10 protein-coding genes, 1 tRNA gene and 1 pseudogene are annotated in these 13,819 nt (G+C 32.0%); 11 read left to right on the top strand and 1 reads right to left on the bottom strand.

Going from position 1 to position 13,819, the window contains the following annotated elements; translation table 11 throughout:
* The 9 genes and pseudogenes from HKP48_RS03345 to HKP48_RS03385 all read left to right on the top strand — a co-directional run.
* Positions 1–135: pseudogene (locus HKP48_RS03345) on the top strand (IS1595 family transposase); the annotation flags it as partial.
* A gap of 550 nt (positions 136–685) precedes the next feature.
* Complete coding sequence (locus tag HKP48_RS03350) at positions 686–1,006, top strand: PA2169 family four-helix-bundle protein (protein ID WP_296342816.1); 321 nt, start codon at positions 686–688, stop codon at positions 1,004–1,006.
* Positions 1,007–1,162: 156 nt separating this feature from the next.
* Entirely contained in the window at positions 1,163–5,548 is a 4,386-nt protein-coding gene (dnaE, locus tag HKP48_RS03355) for a DNA polymerase III subunit alpha (protein WP_296342818.1), read from the top strand.
* Positions 5,549–5,723: 175 nt separating this feature from the next.
* Positions 5,724–6,041, top strand: a complete 318-nt coding sequence (gene trxA / locus HKP48_RS03360) for a thioredoxin (protein WP_296342820.1) — start codon at positions 5,724–5,726, stop codon at positions 6,039–6,041.
* Positions 6,042–6,109: 68 nt separating this feature from the next.
* Positions 6,110–7,039, top strand: a complete 930-nt coding sequence (locus HKP48_RS03365; RefSeq protein WP_296342822.1) for a DUF58 domain-containing protein — start codon at positions 6,110–6,112, stop codon at positions 7,037–7,039.
* 75 nt (positions 7,040–7,114) lie between these two features.
* Positions 7,115–7,188: transfer RNA gene (locus HKP48_RS03370), tRNA-Asp, on the top strand.
* Positions 7,189–7,677: 489 nt separating this feature from the next.
* A complete protein-coding gene (locus tag HKP48_RS03375; RefSeq protein WP_296342824.1) occupies positions 7,678–7,842 on the top strand; it encodes a hypothetical protein in 165 nt (54 codons plus the stop codon).
* A 338-nt stretch (positions 7,843–8,180) separates the two neighbouring features.
* Positions 8,181–9,980 carry an ATP-binding protein gene (locus HKP48_RS03380; RefSeq protein WP_296342826.1) on the top strand — a complete coding sequence of 600 codons (1,800 nt, stop codon included), beginning with the start codon at positions 8,181–8,183 and terminating at the stop codon, positions 9,978–9,980.
* 19 nt (positions 9,981–9,999) lie between these two features.
* The gene (locus HKP48_RS03385) at positions 10,000–10,668 is read left to right on the top strand and encodes a response regulator (protein ID WP_296342828.1); all 669 of its coding nucleotides are present in this window, start codon (positions 10,000–10,002) and stop codon (positions 10,666–10,668) included.
* Positions 10,669–10,905: 237 nt separating this feature from the next.
* On the opposite strand, the gene HKP48_RS03390 is transcribed toward HKP48_RS03385, so the two are convergent.
* The gene (locus HKP48_RS03390; protein ID WP_363928586.1) at positions 10,906–11,262 is read right to left on the bottom strand and encodes a DUF456 domain-containing protein; all 357 of its coding nucleotides are present in this window, start codon (positions 11,260–11,262) and stop codon (positions 10,906–10,908) included.
* 150 nt (positions 11,263–11,412) lie between these two features.
* On the opposite strand from HKP48_RS03390, the gene HKP48_RS03395 reads away from it, so the two are divergent.
* Both HKP48_RS03395 and HKP48_RS03400 read left to right on the top strand, forming a co-directional pair.
* Positions 11,413–11,772, top strand: coding sequence for a BlaI/MecI/CopY family transcriptional regulator (locus HKP48_RS03395; protein WP_296342830.1), 360 nt, complete (start codon positions 11,413–11,415; stop codon positions 11,770–11,772).
* Position 11,773: 1 nt separating this feature from the next.
* Positions 11,774–13,636, top strand: a complete 1,863-nt coding sequence (locus HKP48_RS03400) for a M56 family metallopeptidase (protein WP_296342833.1) — start codon at positions 11,774–11,776, stop codon at positions 13,634–13,636.
* The last annotated feature ends 183 nt before the right edge of the window (positions 13,637–13,819 follow it).

The raw sequence follows: 13,819 nt of genomic DNA on the forward strand, positions 1-13,819 counted from the left end.
GCTTATTTTGATGAGTTTTGTTTTAGAATTAATCGTTCTCAATTTAAGACGAGTATCTTTCATAAAACAATTACAAGAATGGTAGAAAGTAAACCAATATATCAAAATCAATTAAAACAGAAACTAAACGTGTAACTCAAATAATTTATATTGATTATCCTTTTTTAATCATAAATTGAAAAATATAATGATTACTCTGTCATTTCGAGCGTAGTCGAGAAACCGTAAGGTTCAGCGTAGCTAAATCTAAAGTATTGTTTTACAAGGTATTTCGACTTTAGTTTATGCTGAGCACAGTCGAAGTACTCAATGTGACAGAATGAGTTTGAAATTTTAATTATTACTCATTACGGACATTCAAATAATTTGTAGATTATAGTAATAAAACCATGCACTAGCGTGGTTTTTTGTTTAATGACGTCAAAAGAAAGAAAAAACTTACAAAAAATGTTAAAATACCAGGTTTAGCTTTTGATTTCTGTTATATTAAGAATGCAGATGTAAAACGATACCCATCTTTAAATAATTTATTGACATATTAAAAATGATAAAAGATAAAATGAAGTACGAGAAAATTATTTCTTACAAATTAAACGAATTATTAATAAAAAATTCGATGCCGAAAGTGGATATATTAAAGCCATGAAAGAGGCAGATAATACCAAGGTAAGAGTTTTTAGTAACCGTGCAGAAGAGAGAAGTAGATTTGCAAGACTATTACGCACCGATAATATTAACTTATGGCAAAATCCCAGAAGACTCAGCAAGTTTTAAAGGAATAATGCATAGAAATTGGATGACCTTGAAAGCAACATTTTCTTCAAATAGCGAAGAAGTAATCTTAGAAGAAGCGATTAGAGGAGAAAAAGCGAGTTTGAATGAATACAATGAGTTATTATCCCATAATAATTTTCCAACAAGATTGATAGAGTTGTTGAGAGAACAGAGAAATGCAATTGAAGGAGCCATTAATTCGGTCAAAGTATATCAAGAAGTATTGGAATAATAGTCAGTAATTCATATAATATAAAACTATGCGAGAGCATGTTTTTTTGTTTACAACTGTTTATAACTTTCAAAATAAAAACAGTTAATTCTGAGTATTTTTATAAGCTACTTTTTCGAATAACAGAAGCTTTAACTCTGAGATAAATAAGACTCAATGTATTTAATTTTTGATACTGAAACCACAGGACTTCCAAAACGTTGGGATGCACCAATTACAGACACAGATAATTGGCCAAGAGTCATACAAATTGCATGGCAATTGCATGATGCTATGGGTAATTGTATCGAGCATCAAGACTATTTAATTAAGCCTGATGGATTTAATATTCCATATGATGCCGAAAAAATTCATGGTATTTCTACTGAGCTTGCTCAAGAACAAGGTATCGCACTTCCAGAAATGTTGGAGAAATTCAACGTTGCTATGTCCAAAACAAAGTTTATTGTTGGACAGAACGTAAAGTTCGATTTAAATGTCACTGGTGCCGAATTTGTTCGCGAAAACCTTGCGAATCCATTGCAAAAACTACCAGTTTTAGATACCTGTACAGAGCATACGGCAAATTTATGTCAAATTCCTGGTGGACGCTATGGTAAGTTTAAACTACCAACATTGACAGAATTACACGAGTTTTTATTTAATCAACCATTTGCTGAAGCACATAATGCCACAGCCGATGTTGAAGCAACAACACGTTGTTTTTTAGAACTTTTAAGACGGAGACAATATACTGTAAAACAACTCGGTGTTCAACCTGATTATTTTGAAGAATTTGAAGGAGCAAATACTACTAAAATAGAAGGTATTAAAATAAAACACGTCAATCTAAAGCGTGAAAGTACTAAAATTAACGTACGGCTTCAAAGAGAGCAAACAGAAGCTGTTCCAACACATAACAATAGAGAAACCTCTTCAAAATTAGCCGACGCTACGTTTGCACATTTACATAACCATTCGCAATACTCCATTTTACAATCAACCATAAGTGTAAAAGATTTGGTCGCGGCAGCCGCAAAACAGAATATGCCTGCCGTCGCATTGACGGACCACGGGAATATGATGGGTGCGTTTCATTTTGTGAGTGCTGTTTCTAACCATAATAAAAAAATAAAAGAACAGCATGCCGAAGCTGAAGAAAATGACAAAGCCAAAAAAGGAAACATCATTAAGCCAATCATCGGTTGTGAGTTTTTTGTTTGTGAAAATCATGAAGACAAAACTCGAAAAGATAATGGTTACCAGATTGTACTTTTAGCTAAAAATAAAAAGGGCTATCATAATCTGGCAAAGTTATCTTCAGCGGCATTTACTAATGGTTTTTATTATGTACCGCGTATTGATAAAAAACTCATCGAGCAATATAAAGAGAACCTCATTTGTTTAACAGGAAACCTTTACGGTGAAGTGCCAAGTAAAGTGTTAAATGTTGGAGAAAATCAAGCTGAAGAAGCTTTACTTTGGTGGAAAGATACCTTTCAAGACGATTTGTATATCGAGCTAATGCGTCATAATCAAGAAGACGAGAATCGTGTTAATCCTGTTTTAATTCAGTTTTCTAAAAAGCACAATGTGAAGCTTTTAGCGTCAAACAACACCTATTATGTTGACCAAGAAAATGCAAATGCTCACGATATTTTACTATGTGTAAAAGATGGCGAAAAACAAGCCACACCAATTGGTCGTGGTCGCGGTTATCGCTACGGTTTACCAAACCAAGAATATTACTTTAAGTCTTCTGAAGAGATGAAGGCGTTGTTCCGAGATATTCCTGAAGCTATTGTAAATATTGAAGAAGTCATTGAAAAAGTCGAAGCTTATGAACTCGCAAGAGATGTATTATTGCCTGCTTTCGATATTCCAGACGAATTTAAATTTGAAGAAGATAAAGCCGACGGAGGAAAAAGAGGAGAAAACGCTTATTTAAAGCACCTTACCTACGAAGGCGCTAAAAAACGTTATGGCAAAATTACGGATGAGATAAAAGAACGTCTCGATTTTGAGTTATCGGTAATTGAGAATACAGGTTATCCTGGATATTTTCTCATTGTTGAAGATTTTATCCGTGAGGCTCGAAATATGGACGTTTCAGTTGGTCCAGGTCGTGGTTCAGCAGCAGGATCTGTCGTTGCCTACTGTTTGTGGATTACGAATATTGACCCCATTAAGTACGACTTGCTTTTTGAGCGTTTCTTAAATCCTGACCGTGTGAGTATGCCGGATATCGATATCGATTTTGATGATGAAGGTCGAGGGCGTGTCATGGATTATGTCATTGATAAATATGGTTCAAATCAGGTAGCGCAAATTATTACATACGGTACAATGGCCGCAAAATCTTCGATTAGAGATACTGCTCGAGTTTTGGATTTACCATTAAATGAAGCAGACCACATTGCAAAGTTGATTCCGTTAATGTCCAAACTTGCAAAGATTTTTGGACTTTCCGAAAAAGAATTAGCTGCAAAATTTAGAGCCGAGGATTTAGAAAAAATAAATGAACTTCTTAATATTTCTGAGGGTAACGATTTACAAGCTGAAACCGTAAATCAGGCACGTATTTTAGAAGGTTCAGTTAGAAATACGGGTATTCACGCCTGTGGTGTTATCATAACACCTAGTGATATAACTAATTATGTACCGGTATCGTTGGCAAAAGATTCAGATTTGTATGTCACGCAATTCGATAACTCAGTTGTAGAAAGTGCAGGTCTACTGAAGATGGACTTCTTAGGATTAAAAACCTTGACACTCATTAAAGATACGGTTAAAATCGTCAAGGCAAAACATGGTATTACACTAGACCCAGAGAATTTTCCATTAGATGATGAAGAAACCTATGCGCTATTCCAACGAGGTGAAACGGTTGGGATTTTCCAATATGAATCGCCTGGAATGCAAAAGCATATGAAGCATTTGAAACCGACAGTTTTTGATGATTTAATTGCTATGAATGCACTTTATCGCCCAGGTCCGATGGAATATATTCCTAGTTTTATACGGCGTAAACATGGTCAAGAAGAAATCGTTTACGATTTACCAGAAACCGAAGAATACCTAAACGAAACTTACGGAATTACAGTTTACCAAGAGCAAGTGATGCTACTGTCTCAAAAACTAGCTGATTTTACAAAAGGTGAAGCTGATGTTTTGCGTAAAGCAATGGGTAAAAAGCAAAAAGCGGTTTTGGATAAAATGAAACCAAAATTCATTTCTCAAGCAGCTGCCAAAGGTATGGATGAGAAAAAACTTGAAAAAATCTGGAAAGATTGGGAAGCTTTTGCGAGTTATGCTTTCAACAAGTCGCATTCTACATGTTATGCTTGGATAGCTTATCAGACCGCCTATTTAAAAGCACATTATCCAGCGGAATATATGGCTGCGGTTTTGTCTAATAATATGAATGATATTAAGTCTGTGACTTTTTTCATGGAAGAATGTAAACGCATGCGTTTACCGGTGCTAGGGCCAAGTGTTAATGAGAGTTTCTATAAGTTCTCTGTAAATAAAGATAATGCTGTGCGATTTGGAATGGGAGCCATCAAAGGTGTAGGTCATGGTGCGGTTAAAACAATAGTTGAAAACCGAAAAAAAGAGGGTAATTACAAATCTATTTTTGATTTAGCAAAACGAATAGATTTACGAGCAGCCAATAAAAAAGCTTTTGAAGGTTTAGCAAATGCAGGAGGCTTCGATTGTTTTGAAGACACCCATCGTGCGCAGTATTTTGCTCATGATGGTGATGGAATTATCTTTTTAGAAAAGGCAGTAAAATATGGTGCAAAGCATCAAGAAAACGAAAATTCTGCACAAGTTAGTTTGTTTGGAGAAGCAAGCGGTGTAGAAATTACCGAACCACAAGTGCCACCTTGTGAAGATTGGGGTACGATGGAAAAGTTATCTCGAGAAAAAGAAGTTGTTGGAATTTATATTTCGGGCCACCCGTTAGATGATTTTAGAATAGAAATGAAAACCTTTTGTAACGGTGTAATTGCAGATTTTAATGATTTGGAGAAAATGATTAATCAAAATATAAAATTTGGAGGCGTCGTCACCGAAGTTCAGCATCGTATAAGTAAGCAAGGCAAGGGATGGGCAATGTTTACCATCGAAGATTATACAGATAGTTTCGATTTTAGAATTTTTGGAGAAGATTATTTAAAGTTCCGACATTTCTTAGTTCAAAATTCTTTTTTACATGTTCAAGCCTTTGTAAAAGAAGGTTGGGTTAATAGAGAAACAGGAAAAAAAGGCGAACCACGTATTCAATTTAATAATTTTCAATTGTTGCATGATGTTATGGATGCTTACGCTAAAAAGTTATCCATTCAATTAAATATTAGAGATTTAAAAGAACAGATGATTACTGATTTACAGAGTTTGTTTAGGTCTCACGATGGTAACAATTCACTTAGCTTCTTAGTCTATGATAATGAGGAAAAATTAAAATTGATTATGCCAAGTCGGAAGCAAAAAGTAAAAATTTCTCAAGAGCTTTTAAACACTTTAACTGAACGGGATATTAAGTATAAGTTGAATTAAGTGTTAAAATAAAGGAGACTTTCTGTCAATAGACGGAGTCTGCACATGTATCCATAAACAATAAGTCAAAACAATGAGATTATAGTCAAATCAAATACCGCCTCTGTAAGGTTTGGCGTAATTTTTGACTAATATTGCATATTAATAAAAATAGAATACAATAAAAATAAATATTATGGCATTAGAAATAACAGATGCAACTTTTGAAGAGCAAGTATTAAACAGCGACAAGCCAGTAATGGTAGATTTTTGGGCTGCATGGTGTGGGCCATGTCGTATGGTTGGACCAATTATCGATGAGATTAGCACAGAGTACCATGGAAAAGCCATTGTTGGTAAAGTAGATGTAGATGCTAACCAAGAGTTTGCTGCAAAATATGGCGTACGTAACATCCCAACTGTTTTAGTTTTTAAAGATGGAGAAGTAGTTGGTCGCCAAGTTGGTGTGGCACCAAAAAATGCTTATGCAGAGGCACTAGATGCATTATTATAACTCATTTCTCTAAAAGAAATGATAAAAGGTTTGTCTATACGGCAAACCTTTTTTAGTTTCGATAACCAATGGATTTAAGGAAAGAATTAAATAATACGGGAGGTTTTAAAAATCTTGAATTGTTAGCAAAGCAAGTAGTTGAAGGTTTTATTGCAGGAATGCATAAAAGTCCCTTTCATGGATTTTCAGCAGAATTTGCTGAGCATAAAATTTATAATCAAGGTGAAAGTACAAAGCATATAGATTGGAAGTTATTTGCTAAAACTGATAGATTATACACCAAGCGCTATGACGAAGAAACCAATTTACGGTGTCACCTTATAGTTGATAATAGTGCATCAATGCATTATCCTGATGTGAAAGATATATTTACTGATAATTTAAATAAAATAGGATTTTCAGCATTGGCATCTGCTGCTATAATGCATATACTAAAGAAGCAGCGTGATGCTGTTGGCTTAAGTATGTACAGTGATAGGTATGATTTTTATTCGCCAGAAAAGGGAAGTGAGCGTCATCATCAGATGCTTTTGGCAAAGTTAAGTGCTGCTGTCGTTCAAAAATCAACTTCAAATTCGACTGAGACATTTAAATATCTACATCAAATTGCAGAAAAAATACATAGACGTTCTTTAATTTTTCTATTTACGGATATGTTTCAAACAACAGAAGATGATGAAAAAATATTTGAGGCTTTAAGACATTTGAAGCATAATAAGCATGAAGTTGTTGTTTTTCATGTGTTTGATAAAGTAAAAGAATTAGCTCTTGATTTTGACAATAGACCAAAACGTTTTGTTGATGTTGAAACGGGAGAGACAATAGATTTATATCCTGATACAATAAAAGATAATTATAAAAAGGCAGTTTCAGAGTATTTTGAAGATTTAAGATTACGGTGTGGTCAATATAGAATTAAGTATGTTGAAGCAGACATTAATGCGGGATTTAATCAGATACTGACGACCTATATGATAGAACGGCAAAAATTTATATAACTTAAGTGATATTTTTTTCTTTTTTGTTTGCGGAATTAAAAATGCAGTGTATATTTGCCCACGCAATTAAGCAACGGTCTGGTAGTTCAGCTGGTTAGAATATCTGCCTGTCACGCAGGGGGTCGCGGGTTCGAGTCCCGTCCAGACCGCAAAATTGCATAAATAGGCTTCAAGAAATTGAGGCTTTTTTTAAGCAACTTAAAAATGTTGTGTTGTTCTAGGAGCAATCCTAGAGTAGTTGTAAGATTCCTAAATATATTAGGATATTACCAATGAGAAGCTTTCCTTTTTTCTAATACAGAAAATCGGGATGCTTTTTTGTTTTATAAGACTTTGATAGTATGACTAGATTATTAAAAATTTGGTAAATCTCGATTTGTTTACGCTTTTAATCGCCTAAAATAATCATTTAATCGACAATATGCTATTATGTAATTTAGTTTTGTTTAATTTGCCAATTCTTGAGTATGCCCTTAAAATCACTTACTCGAGAATTTTTTTAATCCATTGAAAATCTAACAGTTCTGTTAGTATAATTCTTTTTAGTACGCTTGTTTTAAAAATTGAGACATCTAGTTATGCCTTTTTACTTTTAAAACACTTTTAATCGATTAAACATTAAACTAAAAAGAATACCTATGAAAGCTTTAAAAATTTCCCTATTAGTAGTTGTTGTTGTACTGACTGTATCTGTTGTTTCAAAAGACAATGTTGTACAAGATGAGACTAATACTTACAAAGAGTATAACTCTAATAAATTAGTTTTAGGTAAGAAAAAGAGAAAGCTAACTTCTCAGGCTTAAATCAATTACTTCTTAAAGTAGATAGTCCTAACTTTTTGGTTCAGGACTTTTCCTGTTTATATATGTATATTATGTCCTTTTTGTATATTTTTGGATAAATACGTAATGATTTGAAAAGCCCGTTGTTTATTTGTTTTTTTTCGCTTCTTCTTTTTTACAATGAGGTTAATAGTCAAGATAAAACACTCCTAGATTCAATTAATAAATATTATTTACAGACTCTAGATGAGAGCATTGACAAAAAGTTGCGATTAAATTATGCGTTAAAGTCTAAAGAATATTCAGATAGATTAAATATAGACTCAATAAAATTACGAGTTCAAAGGCAACTAGCATTTATGTATTTCTCAAATGAAAAATATGAGCCATACATTTATTTTAATAAAGAAAACTTAAGATTATCTGAAAGTCTAAGAGATACTGTTGCTATTAAGGTTGCGAGCAGAAATTTGGGTTCATATTACCTTTACAAAGAACAAAATGATAGTTCTTATTATTATTATTCAAAAGCACTCGACTATTTTAAAATTAATGAAGTAAATTTAGAAAAGGCAGAATCATTATTAGCTCTTGCTGATATTCAACAAGAAGAAAAGGCATATACTGGTGCCGAGGAAGATGCTATTTCAGCAATTAAAATTTTAAATCAATTACCTAAAAATGAGGAGATCTTACAGACGTATTGGAGTTTGTATAATATCTTAGGTTTTATCTCAGAGAGTACACTTAATAAAGATAAGACACTAGAATATCATGATAAGTCTATTTGGTATTCCAAACAAATGAAAGATGGTTTCTTATACGAAATATCTTCAATAAATAACAAGGCAAATGCTTTTAGGAAATTTGGTGAACATGATAAGGCCTTAGAATTATATTATAATCTTTTAAACTCGTATAGTAAATACGAAAACGATGAACCAGATTTTTATCCTACACTGCTTATAAATATTAGTAAGACTAAGTTTGAGTCTGGTAATTACGAATTTAAAGATATTAAGAGTAACTTGGAAAAAGCATACAATTTGTGTTCTGGATTAGATTATCAGAATGGTGTAATGGCAGCTTGTTTAGAGCTTTCAAGATTATATCTTAAGCATAATAAAACAGATTTAGCCAGAAATTATGGTAATGAAGCGCTTAACATTTCTAATGAAGTATCAAATAACGAATACAAAATGGAAGCCTTATTAACGCTTTCTTATTTATATGATGGTGATAAAGGAAAAGACTTATTAAGAGAACATATAGGTTTATCAGATAGTCTTCAAAGGGAAGCACGTCTTGTAAATAATAAATTTGCTAGAGTAAAATTTGATACTGATCAAATAGAAGCTAAAAATAAAGAGATATCTCGTAATAATATTATCCTAATAGAAACACTTATAGGTCTTTTTATAACAGGTGTTTTAATATATGTAATATTACTACAACGTGCAAAAAACAAAGAATTGAAGCTTGTTCAGGAACAACAAAAAGTTAACGAAGAAATTTATAACCTAATGCTGGGTCAACAAGATAAAGTTGAAGAGGCAAGAGCACAAGAAAAAATTAGAGTATCAAAAGATTTGCATGATGGTGTTTTGGGGCGTCTTTTTGGAGTAAGACTTAGTCTAGATAGTCTAAACTTCTTAGATGGAAAAGAAGCGATGAAGAACCGCTCTAACTATATTGGTCAGCTTAAAACCATCGAAGATGATATAAGAAAGATATCTCACGAAATGAATACAGATTTTGTTTCAGGTTCAGGATTTATGGATATAGTTGCAGAACTTGTAGAGAACCAAACTAAAGCTTATGGATTTACGTATGATTTTAATTATACAGATGATTTTAGTTGGGAATTTGTTCTGAATAAAACAAAAATCAATATGTATAGAATATTACAAGAATCTATGCAAAACATCTATAAACATGCCGGAGCTAAGCATGTTAAAATTGATATTTTAAGAGAAAAAGATGAGATAATTATTTACATTGTAGATGACGGAAAAGGTTTTGATACCACAAAATCAAAGAAGGGTATTGGTCTTAAAAATATGAACTCTCGAGTTAAAGATGTCAAAGGCGAAATACTATTTTTCTCCGAACCAGAAAAAGGTACTAAAGTACAAGTAAAAATTCCTTATATAACTTAATTAACTTACCAACTAACAAATGCAAGAACTCAAAATCTTAATGGTAGACGATCATCCTATTATTATTGAAGGCTACATGAACGTCTTGATGGCAACAAAAGCTGAAAATCAAAAACTTGAGATAGATACGGCTAATAATTGTGATATGGCAGAAATTATGATTAATAGAGCTGCTAAGGATGTGCATTATGACATCTGCTTTTTTGATATTAGTTTGCCGCCTTCTCAGGATGGTAGGTATACCTCAGGAGAGGACTTGGCTAAACTAGCAAAGAAAATGATGCCTAGGACCAAAATCATTATTTTGACCATGTTTAATGAGTCTTTCAGAATACATAATATAATCCGTGAGATTAATCCAGATGGTTTTTTAATAAAAAGCGATTTAACATCTATGGAATTAGCAGATGCTTTTCAGCATATCATAAAATCACCTCCATATTATAGTACTACTGTACATAATTTTGTAAAACAAACCTTAACAAGCGAAATATATGTTGATGACATTAATAGAAAAATTCTGTATCTTTTATCTCAAGGTATAAAAACAAAAAGTCTTCTCGATCATATTTCTTTATCTATGAGCGCCATTGAAAAACGTAAAAAACAACTAAAAATGTTATTCTCTGTCGAAGACGGAAAAGACGAAAGTTTACTAGAAATGGCTAAAGAAAAAGGCTTTCTTTAAAAAAAAGCTACATTTTTAATAATCAAAAACCATTCAAAACCACTATCAATCATAGAAACTACGGTTTTTCCGCATCAAGTCTACGGTTTTTCCGTAACAATAAGTCGTTAAGCTTACTTAGATTTGTATAAGTCAACAAAAATTAATTAATCCCTCATTTAAGCAATTGTTGAATTAATAGCTTTAAAACCTGATAGAAAATCGACCGATGATTACTCTATCAGGTTTTTTTATTATTTATATCCAGCTTCCAGAATGTCCTGCAATTTTAGATATAAATAGTCCTAGATATACCACTGCAACAATAAATTTTAAAAACGTTGAAGTTACAAAACCTATAAATGAACCAAATGCAGCTTTTGTAGCTCTGTTTACATCATTTTTATGCATAAGCTCACCGATAAGTGCTCCAAGAAAAGCTCCGATAATAATTCCGAAAGGGATAGGAGACAAAAGACCAACGACTAAGCCTATTGATGTACCAATCATTCTAGACTTACTACCACCAAAACGTTTGGTACCAAAAGCGGGTATTATGTAGTCGAGTATAAATATCAGAAACGCAACTATAAAAGTTACAATATTATAACTAATAAATTAGTTATAACTAAAAAATTAGTTATATTAGCATTATTATTCAACTGAATAATTAAAATGAAATAACCGAGATTAGTTTTTCAATCATTAGTAAAACTATAATATGGTTATTCCATGTGACCTTTTTAAAAAAATAAATAGAAACACATGAAACAACTCACAAAGGCAGAAGAAGAAATAATGCAAACATTATGGCAGTTGAAAAAGGCAAATGTCAAGGCAATAATAGATGTTTTACCTAATCCAAAACCAGCATACAATACCGTATCTACAATTGTTAGGATATTAGAATCAAAAGGTTTTGTAGATTACGAAAAGCAAGGAAAAGGTCATGTATACTTCCCTATCGTAGATAAAGAGTTGTACAGTAATCAATCCTTAAACAAACTAGTTGATAATTATTTCCAAGGTTCTTTTAAAAGTATGGTATCGTTTTTTGTAAAAAAGAATGATGTTAATGTACATGATATTGAAGCATTACTAAAAGAAATAAATAAAACGGAATAGTATGTTGTATTATATTTTACAAATTATTGTATTTCAGGTTGTTTTTCTATTGGTTTATGATGTGTTTTTAAAAAGAGAAACGTTTTTTAATTACAACAGAATTTACCTAATAGTTACTGCAATCTTGTCCTTTGTTATTCCATTTATAAAACTAGACACCATAAAAGCAGTAGCTCCAAAAGATTTTGTAATTGTTTTACCGGAAGTTATCATAGGAAATCCTATTACTACAGTAACAGATTTAGATAAACAAGTTGCTCTTGAAGCAGGAATTGTATTGGACGAACCTAGTGTGCCTATTTGGCAAATTATTTTTTGGACAGGTATGGTTTTAGCATCCTTATTTTTTCTTTTTAAACTGCTAAAACTATATTGGTTGAAATCCAATAATCCTAAACGATGGGACGGCAATATTCTAATCGTTAAGCTGCTAAAAAGTAGTGCTGCATTTTCATTTTTTAATACGGTATTTTTAGGTGAAAAAATATCAAAGTCAGAGCAACCAACAATACTTAAGCACGAGTTGGTGCATGTAAAACAGTGGCACAGTCTGGATTTATTGGTATTTGAAGTCATGCGAATTTTACTCTGGTTCAATCCTTTAGTTTATATGTATCAAAGCCGTATCAAAACACTACACGAGTTCATTGCCGATGAAACTGCAGTAAAACAAAATGGAAAAATATCTTATTATAATCAATTACTCAATCAAGTATTTGAAACCAATAATTTTTCATTTACCAACACATTTTTCAAAAAATCATTAATCAAAAAACGAATAGCCATGTTACAAAAATCGAAATCAAAAAAAGTAGCATTAATTAAATATGCTTTATTAATTCCACTAGTATTCGCAATGCTAATCTATACTTCTGCTGAGGTAAAAGCCCAAGAACCAGAAGTTGAAGAAATTACTGAAGTCATTGAAATACAGGAAATTGATGAAAAAGTATTGATAGAAAAGTATTACAAGCAAATGAAAGTTTATCAAAAAGCAGATGAGTTTTCTAAGATAATGGAGATGACGGATTTTAATATTTTAAAATTTAGAATGTCTTTAGACGAATTTGCTAGATTAAAAGCTTTCACAAAAATTACTTTTATAGATAGAATAGAGCCTAAATTAGAAAATGGAAAAGCCACTGATAACGAAAAAGAGATTTACAAAAAGTTTACTTCTAATAATGAAAATTATCTAGAGTATATCGAAAGAACTAAAACAGAGGAATACGGACGTAAATGGGAAACAAGAACGGAAGGAAGTACATTAAAACTATATGTAAAAGATTTAAAGAATAAAACAAAGTCAGAAGAAGAAAGATTGAAGAAGAAAATAGATTTGATGTTAAACGATTCTTATTGGGATTCAATATTGATTTCTGATGGTAATCAATCTTCAAGAATTGAAATGAATGATGTTTCGGGGAATACAAAAACTGTAACTGAAGTTGAAGAAGTTCAAGTTAAAAACATAAAAAAGTCTATCGAAGTCCCATACGCCGTTATAGAAAACCCACCAACATTTTCAGAATGTAAAGATTTAGTCAGTTCTAAAGAAAAGAGAAAATGCACCTCTAATAAGGTAGCTATGTTTGTCAACAAAAACTTTAATACAGATTTGGCAACTCAATTAGGTTTAGAAGGACGTCAACGTATCTCTGTTTTTTTCAAAATAGATAAAAAAGGCAATGTAATTTCTGTTGGCGCAAGAGCACCACATCCGGCTTTAGAAGAAGAGGCAAAACGTGTTATGAAACTATTACCACAATTTATACCAGGCACACAAAAAGGAAAACCTGTAGTAGTACCTTATTCTTTACCAATCCTATTTCAAGTAGCACCAGATAAAAAAGAAAAAAACTAAATGCTCAAAAAACTAATAATTCTAATTTTATTGATACAATTTAATGCCGAAGCTCACAGGGCAAAATCATACTTTTTTAGACAAAAAAATAGTGAGCTATCTACATGATTTTTAGTTGTTTAAGTTATTAATTATTTGTATATTATACTGATAATCAACAGCTTAGCACAATGAATTCATCAG

Source organism: Winogradskyella sp. (genome assembly GCF_013042245.1).
GTDB lineage: Bacteria > Bacteroidota > Bacteroidia > Flavobacteriales > Flavobacteriaceae > Winogradskyella.

Excerpts from the sequence above, each read along its gene's own strand:
- dnaE (WP_296342818.1), top strand. The coding sequence starts at position 1,163 with ATGTATTTAATTTTTGATACTGAAACCACAGGACTTCCAAAACGTTGG.
- trxA (WP_296342820.1), top strand. The coding sequence starts at position 5,724 with ATGGCATTAGAAATAACAGATGCAACTTTTGAAGAGCAAGTATTAAAC.
- HKP48_RS03365 (WP_296342822.1), top strand. The coding sequence starts at position 6,110 with ATGGATTTAAGGAAAGAATTAAATAATACGGGAGGTTTTAAAAATCTT.
- HKP48_RS03375 (WP_296342824.1), top strand. The coding sequence starts at position 7,678 with ATGAAAGCTTTAAAAATTTCCCTATTAGTAGTTGTTGTTGTACTGACT.
- HKP48_RS03380 (WP_296342826.1), top strand. The coding sequence starts at position 8,181 with ATGTATTTCTCAAATGAAAAATATGAGCCATACATTTATTTTAATAAA.
- HKP48_RS03385 (WP_296342828.1), top strand. The coding sequence starts at position 10,000 with ATGCAAGAACTCAAAATCTTAATGGTAGACGATCATCCTATTATTATT.
- HKP48_RS03395 (WP_296342830.1), top strand. The coding sequence starts at position 11,413 with ATGAAACAACTCACAAAGGCAGAAGAAGAAATAATGCAAACATTATGG.
- HKP48_RS03400 (WP_296342833.1), top strand. The coding sequence starts at position 11,774 with ATGTTGTATTATATTTTACAAATTATTGTATTTCAGGTTGTTTTTCTA.